At 71.6% G+C, this 17,152-nt stretch carries 16 protein-coding genes; 11 read left to right on the plus strand and 5 right to left on the minus strand.

Annotated features, from left to right (window positions below):
• The 5 genes from FV233_RS23225 to FV233_RS23245 all read left to right on the plus strand — a co-directional run.
• Positions 1-529 (plus strand): acyltransferase (locus FV233_RS23225; RefSeq protein ID WP_147898926.1); only part of this gene is annotated, 529 nt, incomplete at its 5' end.
• Between the two features lie 180 nt (positions 530-709).
• The gene (locus FV233_RS23230; protein ID WP_147898927.1) at positions 710-2,002 is read left to right on the plus strand and encodes a LarC family nickel insertion protein; all 1,293 of its coding nucleotides are present in this window, start codon (positions 710-712) and stop codon (positions 2,000-2,002) included.
• Positions 1,999-2,814, plus strand: a complete 816-nt coding sequence (locus FV233_RS23235; RefSeq protein ID WP_147898928.1) for an adenine nucleotide alpha hydrolase — start codon at positions 1,999-2,001, stop codon at positions 2,812-2,814. The genes FV233_RS23230 and FV233_RS23235 overlap by 4 nt, the downstream gene beginning before the upstream one ends.
• Positions 2,811-3,491 carry a nickel pincer cofactor biosynthesis protein LarB gene (gene larB / locus FV233_RS23240; protein WP_147898929.1) on the plus strand — a complete coding sequence of 227 codons (681 nt, stop codon included), beginning with the start codon at positions 2,811-2,813 and terminating at the stop codon, positions 3,489-3,491. Before FV233_RS23235 ends, larB begins: the two co-directional genes overlap by 4 nt.
• Before the next feature lie 55 nt (positions 3,492-3,546).
• On the plus strand, positions 3,547-4,671 hold the full coding sequence (locus tag FV233_RS23245; protein ID WP_147857303.1) for an aldo/keto reductase: 1,125 nt from the start codon (positions 3,547-3,549) through the stop codon (positions 4,669-4,671).
• 257 nt (positions 4,672-4,928) lie between these two features.
• On the opposite strand, the gene FV233_RS23250 is transcribed toward FV233_RS23245, so the two are convergent.
• Together FV233_RS23250 and FV233_RS23255 are read right to left on the minus strand one after the other, a co-directional pair.
• A complete protein-coding gene (locus FV233_RS23250) occupies positions 4,929-7,202 on the minus strand; it encodes a xanthine dehydrogenase family protein molybdopterin-binding subunit (RefSeq protein ID WP_147898930.1) in 2,274 nt (757 codons plus the stop codon).
• Between the two features lie 144 nt (positions 7,203-7,346).
• Positions 7,347-7,916, minus strand: coding sequence for a PepSY domain-containing protein (locus FV233_RS23255; protein WP_147898931.1), 570 nt, complete (start codon positions 7,914-7,916; stop codon positions 7,347-7,349).
• 219 nt (positions 7,917-8,135) lie between these two features.
• Here FV233_RS23255 and FV233_RS23260 point away from each other — a divergent pair, with 219 nt between their 5' ends.
• A complete protein-coding gene (locus FV233_RS23260) occupies positions 8,136-9,374 on the plus strand; it encodes an alanine--glyoxylate aminotransferase family protein (protein ID WP_147898932.1) in 1,239 nt (412 codons plus the stop codon).
• Between the two features lie 107 nt (positions 9,375-9,481).
• Positions 9,482-9,730 (plus strand): hypothetical protein, encoded by a 249-nt coding sequence (locus tag FV233_RS23265; RefSeq protein WP_147856313.1) that lies wholly within the window; start codon positions 9,482-9,484, stop codon positions 9,728-9,730.
• A gap of 59 nt (positions 9,731-9,789) precedes the next feature.
• Here the strand turns inward: FV233_RS23265 and FV233_RS23270 are convergent, their stop codons facing one another.
• On the minus strand, positions 9,790-10,554 hold the full coding sequence (locus tag FV233_RS23270) for a 3-hydroxyacyl-CoA dehydrogenase (protein ID WP_147898933.1): 765 nt from the start codon (positions 10,552-10,554) through the stop codon (positions 9,790-9,792).
• A gap of 302 nt (positions 10,555-10,856) precedes the next feature.
• Between FV233_RS23270 and FV233_RS23275 the strand changes: the two genes are divergently transcribed.
• Together FV233_RS23275 and FV233_RS23280 are read left to right on the plus strand one after the other, a co-directional pair.
• Complete coding sequence (locus FV233_RS23275) at positions 10,857-11,591, plus strand: GDSL-type esterase/lipase family protein (RefSeq protein ID WP_147898934.1); 735 nt, start codon at positions 10,857-10,859, stop codon at positions 11,589-11,591.
• Positions 11,588-11,896: a hypothetical protein gene (locus FV233_RS23280; RefSeq protein WP_147898935.1), complete on the plus strand. Its 309-nt coding sequence runs from the start codon at positions 11,588-11,590 to the stop codon at positions 11,894-11,896. Before FV233_RS23275 ends, FV233_RS23280 begins: the two co-directional genes overlap by 4 nt.
• Here the strand turns inward: FV233_RS23280 and FV233_RS23285 are convergent.
• Complete coding sequence (locus FV233_RS23285; protein WP_147898936.1) at positions 11,875-12,834, minus strand: LysR family transcriptional regulator; 960 nt, start codon at positions 12,832-12,834, stop codon at positions 11,875-11,877. The genes FV233_RS23280 and FV233_RS23285 overlap by 22 nt on opposite strands.
• 88 nt (positions 12,835-12,922) lie before the next feature.
• Between FV233_RS23285 and FV233_RS23290 the strand changes: the two genes are divergently transcribed.
• Both FV233_RS23290 and FV233_RS23295 read left to right on the plus strand, forming a co-directional pair.
• The gene (locus tag FV233_RS23290; protein ID WP_147898937.1) at positions 12,923-13,897 is read left to right on the plus strand and encodes a quinone oxidoreductase; all 975 of its coding nucleotides are present in this window, start codon (positions 12,923-12,925) and stop codon (positions 13,895-13,897) included.
• A gap of 197 nt (positions 13,898-14,094) precedes the next feature.
• Positions 14,095-14,490 (plus strand): DUF3307 domain-containing protein, encoded by a 396-nt coding sequence (locus FV233_RS23295; RefSeq protein ID WP_147898938.1) that lies wholly within the window; start codon positions 14,095-14,097, stop codon positions 14,488-14,490.
• A gap of 99 nt (positions 14,491-14,589) precedes the next feature.
• Here the strand turns inward: FV233_RS23295 and FV233_RS23300 are convergent, their stop codons facing one another.
• A complete protein-coding gene (locus FV233_RS23300) occupies positions 14,590-16,842 on the minus strand; it encodes a cyclic nucleotide-binding domain-containing protein (protein WP_147898939.1) in 2,253 nt (750 codons plus the stop codon).
• Between the last annotated feature and the right edge of the window lie 310 nt (positions 16,843-17,152).

Genomic DNA, 17,152 nt, shown 5'->3' on the forward strand with positions numbered 1-17,152 from the left:
GCGAACGCTGTTGCGAAATATTGGCGTTCGGGTCGGGGCAAGATCACATATTTCAAGTCCTATAATTTTCGAACAAAGTCTCAACGATGAAGCAATAAGAGGTCTTGCGATTGGATATCAAACATTCATCAATTCCGAGGTCCGATTTGCCTGCCGGAACGCGCGGATCGAGATCGGTAATCGCTGCATGGTCGGTTCCAGGGTAAGCTTCGAAACATCGACTCATGATCTCGTCATCGACGCGTTCCACGATAGAACAAACAAAACGCGCCAGACATTCCACAAAGACATCATCGTGCAGGACGGTGTCTGGATCGGGGCCGGGGCAATCATTTTGTGCGGCGTCACGATCGGAGAACAATCTATAGTTGCGGCCGGATCAGTCGTGACCAAGGATGTCGAGGCGGGAGTCTTGGTCGGCGGTGTGCCCGCTAAGACGATAAGGCGGCTGATCACGAACGGAGATCGATCGTCAGGCCGCGGGGACCCGGTTCTACAGGACGCGTCGGCGGGAGCTGACAAGCGGTAGTCCCTCGAACCGCTCCGCGGCGCACGCGCGATCCGGAGCCGTCGCGTCGACGGACGGCGGCTCTATTTGGGCCGATGGCGATACGCCGCGTCGCCGCGACGGGGCCGCGTCCCTTGCCTTCGGCCTGCGGCGGCCGATCTGCACCGCATCAGGCAACCGGTTCGAGCCGACCGACAGACCATGCACATCCACCTCGACGCACTCGGCGGCGTCGCCGGCGACATGTTCGCCGCCGCGTTGCTGGATGCCTTTCCCGAGCATCTTGAGGGCGTGCGCGCCAGCGTGCGGGCCGTCGATCCGCGCATCGCCTGCACGGCATCGCAGCACAACGACGGCATCCTGCGGGGCCTGCGCTTCGCGGTCTCGGCCCCCGGGGCGGAGATGCCTGCGCCGCATCGGCACGGCGGCCATGCGGCCCACCACGATCACCCCCATACGCACGATCACGCCCACACGCACGGGCACTCGGACCACCCGCCGCATCACAGCCACCGGTCCTGGTTCGAGATCCGCGCGGATCTCGAGCGGGCGGACCTCGCGCCCGCCGTCCGGGCGCATGCTCTGGCGATCTTCGGGCACCTCGCCGAGGCCGAGGCGCGGGTCCACGGCATCGCGGTCGATGCGGTGGCGTTCCACGAGGTCGGCGCCTTCGACTCGATCGCCGACATCGTCGCCGCCGCCCACCTGATCGCCGCCCTCGAAGCGCGTAGCTGGAGCGTCTCGGCCCTGCCGCTCGGCTCGGGCCGGGTCCGGACCCAGCACGGCCCCCTGCCGGTGCCGGCCCCCGCCACCGCGCTCCTGCTCGAAGGCTTTTCGACCCTCGACGACGGGATCCCGGGGGAGCGCGTCACCCCCACCGGCGCGGCGATCCTGCGCCATCTCTGCGGCGATGCGCCCGGGCGCGGCCGGCCGCCCGGCACGCTCGGGCCGAGCGGGATCGGCTTCGGCACGAAGGTCCTGCCGGGCCTGAGCAATTGCCTGCGCGCCCTCGTGCTGGGGGAGACCTCCACCGGCCATCCGGGCCGGGACGACCTGGCGGTGATCGCGTTCGAGATCGACGACCAGTCGGGGGAGGATCTGGCCATGGGCCTCGACCGCCTGCGCGCGCAGCCCGGCATGCGCGACGTCGTGCAGATGCCGGTGCTGGGCAAGAAGGGCCGGATGATGGCCCATATCCAGGCCCTGGTGCAGCCCGATAACCTGGAGGCGGCGATCGCGGCCTGCTTCCGCGAGACCACGACGATCGGGCTGCGCCACCACCGGGTCGTGCGTGCGGTGCTCGACCGGGAGGCTGTCACGGTCGCGCCGGAGGGCCGGCCGGTCCGGGTGAAGGTGGTGGACCGGCCGGGTGGGCGCACCGCCAAGGCCGAGGCCGACGATACCCTGGGCCAGGCAGACCACGCCGTCCGGGCGCGCCTGCGCCGGGAGGCCGAGCGCCTCGCCCTGCGAGAGACCACGAAGGAGGAGCAGTGACGCGCGTGCATCTCGAAGCCGTGCTGGCGGGGCTCGGTCCCGTCGCAGTGGCGGTGAGCGGCGGGGTCGACAGCCTGACGCTGGCGACTCTCGCCCACCGGCTGGCTCCGGCCGCGACCCTCGTGGTCCACGCGGTCTCCCCGGCCGTGCCCGGCGAGGCGACCGCGCGGGTCCGCGCCGAGGCCGCCCGGGAGGGCTGGGACCTGCGGGTGATCGAGGCCGGCGAGTTCGCCGACCCGGCCTACCGGGCCAACCCCGTGAACCGCTGCTTCTTCTGCAAGACCAACCTGTACGGCGCGGTCCGGCACGTCACCGACCGGCAGATCCTGTCCGGTGCCAATCGCGACGACCTCGGCGAGTACCGCCCCGGCCTCGACGCCGCCCGGGAGCACGGGGTGCGCCACCCCTACGTGGAGGCCGGGTTCGACAAGGCAGCCGTGCGGGCGCTAGCCCGCGACCTCGGCCTCGGTGCGGTGGCGGAGTTGCCGTCCGCGCCTTGCCTGTCGAGCCGGGTCGAGACCGGCATTCCGATCGAGCCTGAGACCTTAGCCTTCATCCACGCGGTCGAGCGGCTGGTCGGCGGGGCCCTCGAAGCCGGGCCGGGCCCCAAGCGGGCCGTCCGCTGCCGGGTGCGGGCCGAGGGCGTGGTCGTGGAGCTCGACCCCGGTAGCCTCGCCGCCCTCGACGCGGAGCGCCGCGCCGCCCTGGGATCCGGCATCCGGGAGATTACGCCGCCGCGCCTCTCGGGCGCCATCCGGTTCGCGCCCTACCGGGTCGGCAGCGCCTTCCTGACCGGAGCCTCCCCGGCATGAGCGTGGCGGACGAATTCACCCTCGACTTCGCCCGGCCCGAGCGGATCGGCCTGGAGGAGGCGATCTTCTGCGCCGGCAAGAGTCCGGAGCAGATCGACGCGATCCTGGCGGCCGCACGCGAGCGGGGCGCCTCGCTGCTCCTGACCCGGCTCGACCCGGAGAAGCGCGACCGGCTCGGGGCTGAGGCGCGGCTCGACTATTGCCCGGTCTCGCGCACGGCGGTGTTCGGGCAGCCCCCGCCCGTCGCCGGCCCGGCCCGGGTCGCCGTGGTCGCGGCCGGCACCTCGGACGTCCCGGTCGCCCGGGAGGTCCTGCGGACGCTCGGCTATGCCGGCCGGGCCGCGACGCTGTTCGCCGATGTCGGCGTCGCCGGCCTGTGGCGGCTGACCACGCGGCTGGAGGAGATCCGGGCGCATCCGGTGGTGATCGTCGCGGCCGGCATGGATGCGGCGCTGCCGAGCGTGGTCGGCGGCCTAGTCGCCGGGGCGGTGATCGCGGTCCCGACCTCCGTGGGCTACGGCGTCGCCGCAGGGGGGCGCACGGCTCTGGACGCGGTGCTGGCGAGCTGCGCCCCCGGGATCGTGGTGGTCAATATCGACAACGGCTACGGGGCCGCCTGCGCGGCCCTGCGCCTGCTCAACGCGGCGAGCCGCCTCGCCCAGGAGGCCGAACGATGATGTCCCGCCACCCGTTACCGTCCGAACCAGACACCCTCCCGAACGGAGATATCCGATGGAACGCCGCAGCTTCCTTCAAGGCGCCGTGCTCGGCGCGGGGCTTACGGGCACCAGTCTCGCGGGCGCCGGCAGCGCAGGTGCGGCCGTGAACGTCCCGCCGCTTCCGAACACCCGGCCGCAGGACCCGGCCGACCTGCCGCTGATCACCGATCCGGGCGAACGCCGGGGCGAGATGCTCTATCGCACCTTCGGTCGGACGTCGGAAAAGATCTCGGCGATCGGGATGGGCGGGTTCCACCTCGGCAAGAGCGCGGTGACCGACGACGAGGCGACCCGGCTGATCCATGCCGGCGTCGATCGCGGCATCACCTTCATGGACAATTGCTGGGACTATAACGACGGCCGTTCCGAACTGCGCATGGGCGCGGCCCTGGCTCAGGGCGGCTATCGCGACAAGGTCTTCCTGATGTCCAAGATGGACGGGCGGACCAAGGAGGAGGCGCTCAAGCAGATCGACCAGTCGCTCCTGCGCCTGCGCACCGACCGGATCGACCTCGTCCAGCACCACGAGATCCTGCGCTACGACGACCCGGACCGCGTCTTCGCGGAGGGCGGGGCCATGGAGGGGTTCCTCGAGGCCAAGAAGCAGGGGAAGCTGCGCTATATCGGCTTCACCGGCCACAAGGACCCGCGCATCCACCTGCAGATGCTGGCGGTGGCGCAGGAGCGCGGCTTCCAGTTCGATTCCTGCCAGATGCCGCTCAACGTGATGGACGCGCATTTCCGCTCGTTCGGCCATCTGGTGCTGCCGCACCTCGTGGCCGAGGGCATCGCGCCGCTCGCCATGAAAACGTTCGGCGACGGGGTGATTCTGAAGGCCGACGCGCCGATCAAGCCGCTGGAATATCTGCACTTCTCGCTGAACCTGCCGGTCTCGGTGGTGATCACCGGCATCCAGAACCAGCGCGACCTCGACCAGGCCTTCGAGGCGGTGAAGACCTTTAAGCCGATGGACAAGGCGACGGTGGCCGAGTTGCTGTCGCGCTCCAAGCCCTACGCGCTGGAGGGCAAGTACGAGCTGTTCAAGACGAGCGCGACCTTCGACGGCACCGCCAAGAACGCGGCCTGGCTCGGCGAGGACGTGCAGAGCGTGAAGAAGCTCGCGCCGACGATGGAGTAGGGGCGCCGCTTGGGTGGGGGGAGTTCTGTCCTCCCCTTTGTGACTCCAGCCTACTCAGGTTTCGACTGTAGCCGCAGTCTTGCAGAAGGTGCGGGTCCCCTCTCCCGTGCGGGAGAGGGACAGGGTGAGGGACCAGGTTTTTCCGGATAGGGCGCATCCCTCACCCCAACCCTCTCCCGCACGGGAGAGGGGGCGCGTCGCGGTCTGCAACAACGCCGGCGCCTAGCTCGCAGAGCGGGCGGGAGGGGCGTCCGACCCTATGCCACATCCTCCAACCGGATCGGCAGCTTGCGGATCCGGCGGCCGGTGGCGTGGTGGACGGCGTTGGCGATGGCCGCGTTGACGCCGATGATGCCGAGCTCGCCGAGGCCCTTGAGGCCGAGGGCGTCGACCTGATCGTCCGGGTCCGGCACCAGCAGCGCCTCGACCTCCGGCGCGTCGGCCGAGGTCGGGACGAGATACTCGGCGAGATCCGGATTGCGGTAGGCGGCCCCGTCCAGCACGGTCTCTTCGAGCAGTGCCGAGCCGAGACCCCAGATCATCCCGCCGGTGAGCTGGCTCTTGGCGGTCAACGGGTTGAGGATCCGCCCCGCCGCGAAGGCGCCGGTGAGCCGGGCCACCCGGATCTCCCCGGTCTCGGCATGGACATGAACCTCCGCGAACTGCGCGCCGAAGCCCCAGGACACGGCATGGCCGCCCCCGCCGAAGGCCAGCCCGATATGGCCCTGCCGCAGGCCCGCCAGCGCCTTCTCCCGGTCGCCGCCCGCGGGCACGAATTCGGCCAGCGTCTCGACCCCCGCGGGGCCGACGGCGTCGGCCAGCGCGAGGCCGGTGCCGTCCGGAGCGGACAACCGCCCGGCCGCGAGCGACAGGGCGGCCGGATCCCGCCCGGCGAGGCGCCCGCCCTGCCCCGTCGCGGCCTGCGCCAGGGTCTCGCGAATCTGGCCGCAGCCGAGCGCCAGGGCATTCATCAGGCTCGTGGTCGTGCTCGATCCGCCGGAGATGCCGGCCGCCGGCAGCGCCGTGTCGCCGAGCCGGACGGTTACCCGCTCCACCGGCACGCCGAGGCCCTCGGCCGCGCCCATGGCGAGCAGCGTGGTGATGCCGTTGCCGATCTCGTGATGGGCGCAGGCGACCTCCGCGGTCCCGTCCGGACCCAGCCGCACCCGCAGGGTCGCGGCCGCGATCTTCACCGGCCGCACCGAGGCCGCGCAGCCCAACCCCACCCGCCAAGGTCCATCACGCATCGTCCCCGGATGCGGCGCCCGCCGCGCCCAGCCGAAGGCCTGCGCGCCGGCGTCGAAGCAGGCCATCAGCGGCCGGGTCGAGAACGGCTTGCCGGAGACGGGATCGATTGCGGTGTCGTTGAGCCGCCGCAGGACGATCGGATCCATGTCCAGCGCCACCGCCATCTCGTCGACGGCGCTCTCCAAGGCGAACAGGAACGGCACCTCCGGGGGCGCCCGCATCGGCCCCGGGGTGTTGCGGTCGACCCGCACCGCCCGCTCCTCGGTCCGGATCGCCGGACAGGCGTAGAGGCTGGCGGTGACCTCGGCACCCTCCATGACGAACGGGTCGAACCGCGACGTGACCGTCTCGGCCTCGTGCACCAGGGCGGTGAACCGGCCGTCACGGTCGGCCCCGAGCCGGATGGCGTGGCGCGATTCCGGCCGGTAATTGGCGATGGTGAAGCCTTGCCGCCGGGTCGGGACCAGCGAGACCGGCCGACCGAGGCGCCGGGCCGCCAGCGCGACCAGAGCCGTGTGCTGCGACAGCGCGAATTTCGAGCCGAAATGGCCGCCGATCAGCCCGGACACGACCCGCACCTGCGCGGGGTCGAGGCCGAGCTGCACCGCGAGCCCGTGCTGCGCGGCGCCGACATAGCGGGTCGGCTCGTGCACGGTGAGCCGGTCGCCGTCCCAGGCGGCCCGGGTGGTGAACAGCTCGATCGGGTTGTGGTGCTGGATCGGGGTCTCGTAGCGCGCCGCGACCCGGATCGCGGCGTCGCGCCATCCGGCCTCGGCGTCGCCCCGGACGATGTCCTCGTGCTGTGCCTTGAGGTCCGCCAGCCGGACGGTCTCGGCCCCGGGCGCGTCGAAACCGCCGGCGGCGGGCTCCTCCGCGTAGGAGACCCGGACCGCGCCGGCGGCCTCCTCGGCCGCTTCCTGGGTCTCGGCCACCACCAGGGCCACGATCTGGCCGGCATAGGCGACCGCGTCGGAATTCAGCGGCCGGTGCGAGCTGTTGGCGTAGCCGCCGGCCATCAGGTGCTTCACCGGCGCCACCGCCCCGGCGAACTCCCGGTGGGTGAAGATCCCCAGCACCCCCGGCACCCGCTGGGCGGCGCCGAGGTCGAACCCGGTGATCCGGCCCCGGGCGACGGTGCTGGTGACCAGGGCGGCGTGGGCCGTCGTCTCCGAGCCGGGCCGGTCGGAGGCGTAGAGCGCCCGGCCGGTGACCTTGTCGGGGCCTTCGACCCGGGTATGGGCCGTCCCGAGGATTTTTTGGGAGTCCCGCGTGCCTGATTCCATGTTCGCGCTCCCGGTCCGCGGTCTCGTCCGGGGGCAATGGCCGAAGCGGCTGCGCGGCTCCGCGTGCGGGCGGCGGGGCGACACCATGCAGCGGCGGGGCAGCGCATGTGCAGCCCCGTCGCTTCGGATGGTGACCCTACGGGATCAGTCGACCACCTTCCCGTCCGGGCCGACCTTGACCGTCTGCTCCTTGTCGGCGCCGGCCACCTTGATCTCGTACTGGACCGCCGAGCCGTCCTTCTCGACCTCGGCCTCGTAGGCCTTGCCGCCGCCGGCCTTCTGCTCGGCGATGGCGAGCGCGTCCTTCAGCGAGGTCTTGGCGTTCTGGAAGTCGGCGGGCTTCAGCCGGGTGAAGTAGCGCTCGATCGGCTGGTTCTCGGTCTTGTACAGGGCGCCGGTGTCGGCGTTGATGCCGTATTCCACCAGCTTGCCGCTCGGGTAGACGACCTTGATGGCGTAATGCGCCGGGTTCTTGCTGTCGGCCTTCTCGAAATCGGCGTCGATGGCGCGGCCGCCCTTCTCGTCGCCCTGCGCCTGGGCGGTCGTCAGCGCCTGGGCGAGGCCCACCTTGGCGACCTTGGCGACTTGCCACTCCTTCATGCTGCTGTCGGTCTGGGTCGCCGGCTGAGCCGGCGCGGGCGTTGCGGTCTGGGCCAGGGCGAGGCTCGTCGAGAGCGCGAGCAGGCCGGCCGCGGTGGCGAGGCGGTTGATCATGGCGGGTTTCCCTTCGCGGGTTCTGTCTCGGGACCGTGAAACGCCGCGGCCCGGACGGGGTTTCCGCCCGTGGGAAAAAACGCTTGGCTTGATCGAAGCGCCGCGGGTCCCTAGCACCACACTCGACCGCTGCAGGGTCGGAGGCGACAGGGCGGAGGCGGCTGGCCGGAGGATTGCGTCGGCCCGCCCGGAATACGCGACAGCGAAGGAAGCCAGCCCGTGCTCGAGCAGATCGGCGAGATCGACCCGCCCCAGCGGCTCCTGATGGGGCCGGGCCCCGTCAATGCCCATCCGCGCGTGCTGCGCGCCATGTCGGCCGATCTGCTCGGGCAGTTCGACCCCGAGATGACCGCCTACATGAACGAGGTGATGGCGCTCTACCGGCCGGTCTTCGGCACCGAGAACCGCTGGACCTTCCTGGTCGACGGCACGGCGCGGGCCGGGATCGAGGCCGCCCTGGTGAGCCTGGTTGCCCCCGGCGAGCGGGTGCTGGTGGTCAATTTCGGCCGCTTCGGCCTGCTGCTCACCGAGATCCTGGAGCGGGTCGGCGCCGTGGTCGAGACCGTGGATGCGCCCTGGGGCGAGGTCGTGCCCCTGGAGGCGATCGAAGCCGCGGTGGAGCGCTTCGGCCCGAAGGTCGTGGCGACCGTGCATGGCGACACCTCGACCACCATGGCCCAGCCCCTCGACGGGCTCGGCGACCTCTGCCGCCGGGCCGGCGCCCTCTCCTATGTCGACGCCACCGCGACCATCGGGGGCATGGAGATCGCCGCCGACCGCTGGGGCGTCGACGTGGTGACCGGCGGCCTGCAGAAATGCCTCGGCGGCCCCTCGGGCTCGTCGCCCATCACCGTCTCGCCTGCGGCGGCCGAGCGGATCTTCTCCCGGCGCCACGTCGAGCACGGCATCCGCCGGGACGACATCGACGACGGCTTGGGGGTCCGGATCGGTTCGAACTACTTCGACCTCGCCATGATCATGGATTACTGGTCCGAGAAGCGCCTCAATCACCACACCGAGGCGACCACGATGCTGTATGGCGCGCGCGAATGCGCCCGGGTCCTGCTGGGCGAGGGGCTGGAGGCCTGCTTCCGCCGGCATGCGGCCGCCGGACGTGCGGTCGCGGCCGGCATCCGGGCGATGGGGCTCACCGTGTTCGGCGACGACCGCTACCGGATGACCAACGTCACCGCGCTGTACATCCCGGACGGGGTCGACGGCGAGGCGGTGCGGCGCCGGATGCGGGAGGATTTCGAGATCGAGATCGGCACCGCCTTCGGGCCCCTGGCCGGCAAGGTCTGGCGGATCGGCGCGATGGGCTACAATGCCCGCAAGCACAAGGTGCTGATCACCCTGGGTGCCCTGGAGGCTGTCCTGCGGGCGGAAGGCTTCACCGTCCCGCCGGGCGCCGGCGTCGCGGCGGCCCTGGCGGCCTGGAACGAGAGCCCGGCCGCCTGATCGCGGCGCGTCCCGGGATCGACCCGGCGGGCCGCGGGAGCGTATGGCTGGCCCGAGGCGTCGCCCGCCATCCGGACGGTGCGGTGCCTCGACACCGGGAGCAACTCATGAACGCGAACGAGCCGGAACCGCTGGACGACTTCACCCGCGTGCACGCGAAGCTCTCCGCGCTGGAGATCGTCCTGGGCGTCCTGATCGGGCGCCTGTCCGAGGAGAACCCGGAGATCCGCGAGGACGTGAAGCGCGACGTCGCCGCGATCCTGTCCGACATGCCGATCGAGGGGCCGAGCGAGGAACTGATCGTCACCGAGGTGCGCCGGGCCGCCGAACTCCTGACCAGCGTCTCGATCGGTTAGAGTCGCGCTCCGGATGGGGGTTGCCGGCGTCCGGGATGAGGCGATGCGCCCGTGTCCTCTCAGCGGGGCGGCATCCGTAGCGCCCCATCCAGGCGGATCGTCTCGCCGTTCAGCATCGGGTTCTCGCAGATGTGCCGGACGAGGTCGGCATATTCCGACGGACGGCCGAGCCGGGGCGGGAACGGCACGCTCTGGCCGAGCGCGTCCTGCACCTCCTGCGGCATCCCCGCCATCATGGGCGTCTCGAAGATCCCCGGCGCGATGGTGACGACCCGGATGCCGTGGCGCGCCAGCTCCCGGGCGATCGGCAGGGTCATCGAGGCCACGCCGCCCTTCGAGGCCGCATAGGCCGCCTGCCCGATCTGGCCGTCGAAGGCCGCGACCGAGGCGGTGTTGACGATCACGCCCCGGGCGCCCTCCGCGTCGGGCGCCTCCTTGGCGATCGCCGTGGCGGCCAGCCGGATCATGTTGAACGTGCCGACCAGGTTGACCGTCACCGCCCGGGTGAAGCTGTCTAGCCGGTGCGGGCCGTCGCGGCCGACGACCTTCTCGCCCGGTGCGATCCCGGCGCAGTTGACGAGCCCGTGCAGGTGCCCGAACGCGTCCAAAGCCGCCTGGACCGCTGCCTGCCCGTCCGCCTCGCTGGTGACGTCGGTGGCCGCGAAGCGCGCCCGCGCGCCCAGCTCCACCGCCACCCCGGCCCCGGCCTCCCGGGCGATGTCCGCCACCACGACGCTGGCGCCGGCCGCCACGAGGCTGCGCGCCACCGCGGCGCCGAGCCCCGAGCCCGCGCCGGTGACGATGTAGACGCGATCCTTGATCATCCTGGCTCCCCCCGCTCGTTGGAGCTCCGGCGTAGCGCGGGATCGTACGGTCCGGAAGGCCGTTTCGACAGCTGGGCCGTTGACGTGTGAAAAATTCCCACATATGCAGGATGAAGTCATCGATGATTGTCGCGTCGAGTTCTGCTTGTCGTGCTGCCGGTGATCGAAAGTAAACAAGTGTTTCTGCGGCCGTAACACCAGAAAATCTGGCCCGCGGCACGGTCTCGACACGGTTCACTCCGCATCCCCGCGCCAGGGCAGCCCCGGGCGCGGCCGATCCCTCATGCCTGTTCAGGACCGCCATGCCTGCACCCTGGATCGCGACGGCCGCCCGGCATTGGCGGCATGGGCGGTGCGTCCGAATCCGCTTCGCCGAGCGGGGTCCGGCCCTGCGCGTGGCGCTCCGCAACGCCGCCCCGGAAAGCGTGATCCTGGCCGGCAACTCGCATGTCGAGTTCCTCGGGGCACCGGATTTCGGTGGCCGGCCCTGCATCAATCTCGGCATCGGCGGCAGCACCGCAGCCGATTGCGCGGCCCATCTCGCGGACTTGCGGGCCCCGATGCGCTGCGCGGCCTCGGTGCTGATCATCGGCACCAACGACATCCTGCGCTGGCGGCATCCGGAGCGGGCCTCCACCGAGCGCCGGTTCGAGGCCGAGGTCCGGCACATCCTGCGGATCCTGGAGGTCTGGTCGACGCAGGTCTTCGTGGCCGCGATCCCGCCGATCGGCGCCTGGGCGACGGGCCGGGATCCCGCCGCCGTCGCGGCCTTCTCGGACCGCCTCGCGGCGCTCTGCCGGGCAGGCGGTCACAGCTTCTTCGATCCGTTCGCGGCCCTGCGCGACGACGGCTCGGGGCTCGCCCGCACGGGTCTCCATCCGGACGGCGTGCACCTCGCGGACTATACCCGGCTGGCCGCCGATCTGGTCCGGCTGGTCGCCATCGACTCCGCCCCGTCCGCGCGCCGGCTGCGCGCCCCGGTCCCGGCGCGCAGCCTTCGGGCGCTCCACGCCGCGGCCTGGGGCGTTCGCCCGTGAGGCTCCGGGCCATCCTCGACGCGTTCGCGACCGGGCCGCGCGGGGCCGGGCGCCCCGTACGGGTATGGCCCGCGGACGAAACCCTCTGGCTCCGCGAGAACGGTGCCTGGCGCCCCCGCGCGGCACGCCACGTCCTGCACGCCCTGGCCTCGCTCGGCTCCCGGGGCCGTTACGCCGCCCATGCGGAGCGCGGCGTCAAAATCCTCACCGGGCCGGTCAGCACCATGGCGCTGCCGGATGCCGAGGCCGAAATCCGGTTCGTCTTCCATGTCACCCCGCTCGGCTACGGCGAGGCCGCCTTCTGAGGCGCAACGCTCGGTCTTTTGTTTTCATCATCCCGACAGCCGGAACCACCGTTCGAGATGATGCTCTCATCGGCCGACGCTGCAACCGGGCATCCCAGGCCGATCACCTGGGCCAGAAACGCCAGCGCCGCGCGGATCACGGGCGAGCGCTTCAGGTCGGGATAGGTCACGAGCCAGACATCCCGGGGCGGCGGCTTTGGCTCGACCGGGAGGCGGGTGAGCGCCGCATCGCCGTCCTCGAGGAAGCGGGGCAGGACGACGGCGCCCAGGCCAGCCCGGGCCGCCTCCTGCTGGCCGAACAGGTCGCTGGCCTGGAACACGATCGGCCGGCCCGACAGCAGGCTCCGCAGCCAGGCCTGCTGGGGGACGTGGTCCAGGGCGGAATCGTAGCTGATGAAGGTCCAGTCCGCCGGGGCCTTCGCTGCCTGGTCCGGGGTCGCGTAGAGGGCGAACCGCATCACCCCGATGCGGCGAATCAGGAGATCCGGGTCGTCAGGGCGGGTCAGGCGCACGGCGATCTCCGCCTCCCCGCGGTCGAGGGCGGCGATCCGGGCGGCGCCGGACAGGACCAGGGTGATGCCGGGATGCGCCCGGTGGAAGCGCGCGACCTGCGGGGCGATGAGGCGTGCTGCCACGGCCGGTGGAGCGCTGATCCGGACCGTGGCGACCGGTGCCGCCGCGTAGCCAAGGGCGCGGCGCTCGATCGCCCGTACGGTTCCGACGATCTCCGCCGCCAGGGCCGCGATGGCGGTCCCCTCCGGGGTCAGCGCGACCCGGCGCGGCAGGCGCTCGACCAGCCGCAGCGCCAGGGCGTCCTCCAGGGACGCGACACGCCGGCCGATCGTCGCGTGATCGACTCCGAGGTCGCGCGCGGCGGCCGAGAGCGAGCCGGTCCGGGCGAGGACCGCGAAGTGCTGGAGATCCTGCCAATCGATCATCGGTGAAATTTCGCACGAGGACGGTGAAGAGATGCCGAATTCTCTCACAGACTAAAACGCGGTTCTCTGTCGGGGCAGGAGGTCGATCATGACGACAGCGATGATGATGACCGGGCCCGGTGCGCCGGATGTCCTGACGGCGACCGAGATCGACATCGGTGAACCCGGCGCCGGCGAAGTCCGCATTCGGCAATCCGTGATCGGCGTAAACTTCATCGACATCTACTTCCGGACCGGCCTCTACCCGATCGCCGCCTATCCGGCGGTGCTCGGTTTCGAGGCGGCCGGGACGGTGGAGGCCGTCGGCCCGGGGGTCGTGTCGGTCGGGCCCGGCGACCGGGTCGCCTATCACGGCACCCCGTTGGGCGCCTATGCCGAGGCTCGGATCCTGCCGTCGGAACGGCTGGTACGGCTGCCCGCCACCCTCCCCGACCGCCTGATGGGCGGCACGATGCTGCGCGGCCTGACCGCCCACATGCTGCTGCACAAGGTCCGGGCGGTCGGGCCCGGCGACTGGATCCTGGTCCACGCCGCCGCGGGCGGGCTCGGCCAGATCGTCACGCGCTGGGCGAAGCGCCTCGGCGCGCATGTCATCGGCACGGTCGGTTCCGAGGGCAAGCGCGCGCTGGCCCTGGAGGCCGGGGCGGACGCGGTGCTCCTGCACGGCGCGGACGACTGGGCCGAGCGGACCCGGGCCCTGGCGGATGGGCAGGGCGTGCATCTGGCGATCGACGGCATCGGCGGCGGCATGCTGGCCCGGACCTTCGCGGCGGTCCGGCCGTTCGGGCTTGTGGCGAACCTCGGCCAGCCGGCCGGGCCGATCCCGCCTGTCCGCGTCGAGACGCTGGGAGGCGGGCGGCCGGTCGCGCTGATGCGACCGAGCGTGATGGCCTACGCCAACGATCCGGACCTGTATCGCCGCGCCGCCGCGGACCTGATCGCCGCCCTGGAGGCCGGCCTGATCAACCCGATTGGGGCCGCCTACGACCTCCGGGACGCCGCCCGCGCGCATGCCGACCTAGAGGGCGGCCGTACCACGGGCAGCGTCATACTTACGGTCTAGGTGCTGCCGACCTGCTTCGACCGAGGGCTGCGGGCCCGTCGGAATCCCGGTTTTCCGCGTGTCGATCGACGGCCCGCGTGCGGCGTCGCGCTGCCCGAATCGCGGCACAGGTGTATGGGGAGGTGCACGATTCGACGCTCGGAGCGGATCGTCCCGCGCGGTCGCGCCAGGGGCGCGCCAGGAGTGACAGGGCCGGAATGCCGTCCGTCGACACGCCCGTTCCCGTGGGCGCCTTCGCGCTCCTGCTCGTCGCCTTCGCGGTGAAACACCTCGCGGCCGACTTCTTCCTCCAGACCAACTGGATGGCGCAGGGCAAGGAGCGGGCCTCGGCCTGGGCCGGGCCGCTCTGCGCCCATACCGGCCTGCACGGTTTCGGGACGCTGCTGATCGCCCTGGCGGTCGAGCCGGCCCTATGGTGGCTGGCGCTCGTGGATTTCGTGATCCACACGGGGATCGACCGGGGCAAGGCGCTGGTCGGCCAGCGGACCCGCTTCTCGGCCTCGGACGCGCGGTTCTGGTGGCTGATCGGGGTCGATCAGTTCCTCCACCAGGTGACCCATATCGGGCTCGCCGTCGTGCTGGCGGCGGCCTAGCGCATCGTGCCGGATATCGGAACCGGCGCGCTGCGCTGGGTCTTTGCTTCGCATCGTCCCGAAAGCCGGCAGCCACCTTTCGGAACGATGCTCTGATCCTCAGGTCAGCTCGGCCTCGAGCAGCAGGTTGGTGTCGGCGACCTTGCCGGCGAGCTCCAGGATCAGGAAGCGCTGGAGGGCGAGCGCGAGGTCGGGGCGCTCCCGTTCCATCCGGGCCAGCGCGGCCCGGTCGACGCCGACCACCCGGCAGGGACTCTCGGCGACGGCGGTGGCGGTGCGCCGCCCGCCCTTCACCAGCCCGATCTCGCCGATCACCGTGCCGGCGGTCGTGGTGCGCAGGCGCAGGTTGGGCCGGCCGGACACCTCCATCTCGATCGACACGACGCCCTGCTCGAGGAAGTACAGGGTGTCGGCCGCCTCGCCCTGGCGGAGCAGCGCCTCGCCGGCCGCGAGGGTGCGGAGGCTGAGATACGGCGCGAAATCGGCCGGCGCGAGGCTGCAGCCGAGGCGATCCGCCATGTGCTCGGCAAACAGCGCCACGGCCCCCTCCCCGGCGGAGCCGGCTTCGAACAGCAGCCGCGTCTCGGCCTCGCGCAGGGCCTCGTCCAGGGTGTGGCGCGTCCGCAGCCGCGGCCCGGCCAGGCCGCCGCGCTCGATCTGCCGGAGGGCCGCGGGGCCCAGATGGACCAGCAGCACGTCGAAGCCGCGCTGCTCGGCGAGCTGCCCGATCTTGCGGAACGCGATCAGGGCCGAACTGTCGAGACCGACGCAATCGCGAAAGTCCAGGATCAGGCTGCGCAGGGGACCGGGCTCGGCGGCGGCCCGGCGATAGATCGTCTGGGCGTTGAGGAAGAACAGGTAGCCCTGCAGCGCGTAGATCCGGGTCCGCTCCCCGGCCTCGCGCAGCAATTCGGCGGTGTCGGGGGCGCGGATGACGCTGCTGCGCCGCTCCGCGCCGGACAGCGCCCGGCGCACCGCCGGGATCTGGCCGTACTGGACCGCGAAGATCAGGATCGCCAGCACGACGCCGACCAGGAAGCCCACGGTGGCGCCGAACAGGGCGGTCGCTCCGCACACCGCCAGGGCGATGCCGGTCTCCCAGATCGGAAAGGTCCGGCAGGCCAGCGCGAGGTTGACCAGCAGGCCCAGCCCGATGGCGATCAGGGCGCCGCCGGCGAGCGGGCGCGGCAGCAGCGCCAGCGGGCTCGCGCCGAACACCAGCAGCGCCGCCATCACGGCGAGCGTGAGCCACCAGCCGAGCCAGTGGCTGCCGCCGATATTGTGCAGCAGCAGCGTCGAGGTCCGCCCGAAGCCCATGGCCGGGCTGCCGAACAGGCTGCCGACCAGGTTGGCCGCGCCCGAGGCGACGAACATCCGGTCGATGTCGAGCTCGCGCCGCATCTCCAGCTCGACGCTGATGACGTAGAGGATCTGGATGATGACCGCGACCACGATCTCGGTGGCGATCCGGGGCAGGATCGGCAGAAGCAGGGCGGGGTCGAGGGCCTGGAGCGCCATCGCGGCCGGGGCCTGCAGCAGCGATCCCGAGGGTAGCGCCTCGATCAGCCAGCCGGCCCCTTGCGCGGCTGCCGTGTCGATGCCCTGCCAGGCCAGGCCCAGATGCACGACGACGAGGCTCGCCAGGATGACCGTGGGGTAGGTGCCCCAATGCTTGATGCGCCGGGGCAGGTAGAAGGCGCAGAACCCGATGACGACGGACAGGGCGATGCGCCCGAGCAATCCGGGGTCGATCCGGCCCGGGTCGAGCATGGCCGGGTCGAGCAGGCCCAGCAGCGCGGCGGCGGGATCGTCGAGATGCGCGCCGATCTGCACGCCGCTCTTCAGGAACAGCAGCCCGACGCCGCCGAGGAACCCGGTCAGGACCGGGTAGGGCAGGAGCTGCGCCAGCAGCGAGGCGCGCAGCGTGCCGAGCAGGGCGAAGACGAGGCCGGTGGCGAAGGTCGAGACGCCGCAGGCGACGAGCACGATCCGGCCGACCGTGGCGGGATCGGTGATGCCTGCGTCCCGGAGTTCCCCGGCCACCGCGGCGGCGATCGCCGCCTGCACGATCGCGGCCGCCCCGATGAAGGACAGCGACACCACCACGGTCCGCCGCAGCGCGACGAAGACGAGGCTGCCCAGCACGTAGGCCGCCAGCATCGCCGACATCCCGGCGACGCGGCTCTCCGCCAGCGGGCCGGAAAAGATCAGCTGCGAGAAGCTGATGAGATCGAGGAGCAGCACCATGGCGGCCACCGCCGCCGCCGCGATCGTGCGCGCGGTGCGGACCAGCGCCTGGCGTCCCTCGGTCGGCTGCCCGCTGCCGGCGGAGGCCATATCGGTGGTTGTCATCGGCACGGCATCCGTATTCCGAAGGTTCGATCCAGGCCGGTGCAGCAGATCCCCGGCCGCCGCACGCGCGAACGCAGCGGAACGGTGGACATCAGGCTTGGCCGCAGCCGTCCACCTCGATCGCAGCCCGGGACTTAAATTATCGTGCCGCCGGCGCGTGTCGGAAGACCGGACCGGCCAGGTTTCAACCGGTTCTGACGGAACCGGAACCATGCGGCAGGCCGGTCACGACCGGGAGGCCGGGACGATCTGTTCGCGCGGCGTGCCGCGTCGGGGGCCGGATTCCCCTCCCCCGCGTCATGCTCTAAGC

The organism is Methylobacterium sp. WL7, assembly GCF_008040085.1.
GTDB classification, from domain to species: Bacteria; Pseudomonadota; Alphaproteobacteria; order Rhizobiales; family Beijerinckiaceae; genus Methylobacterium; species Methylobacterium mesophilicum.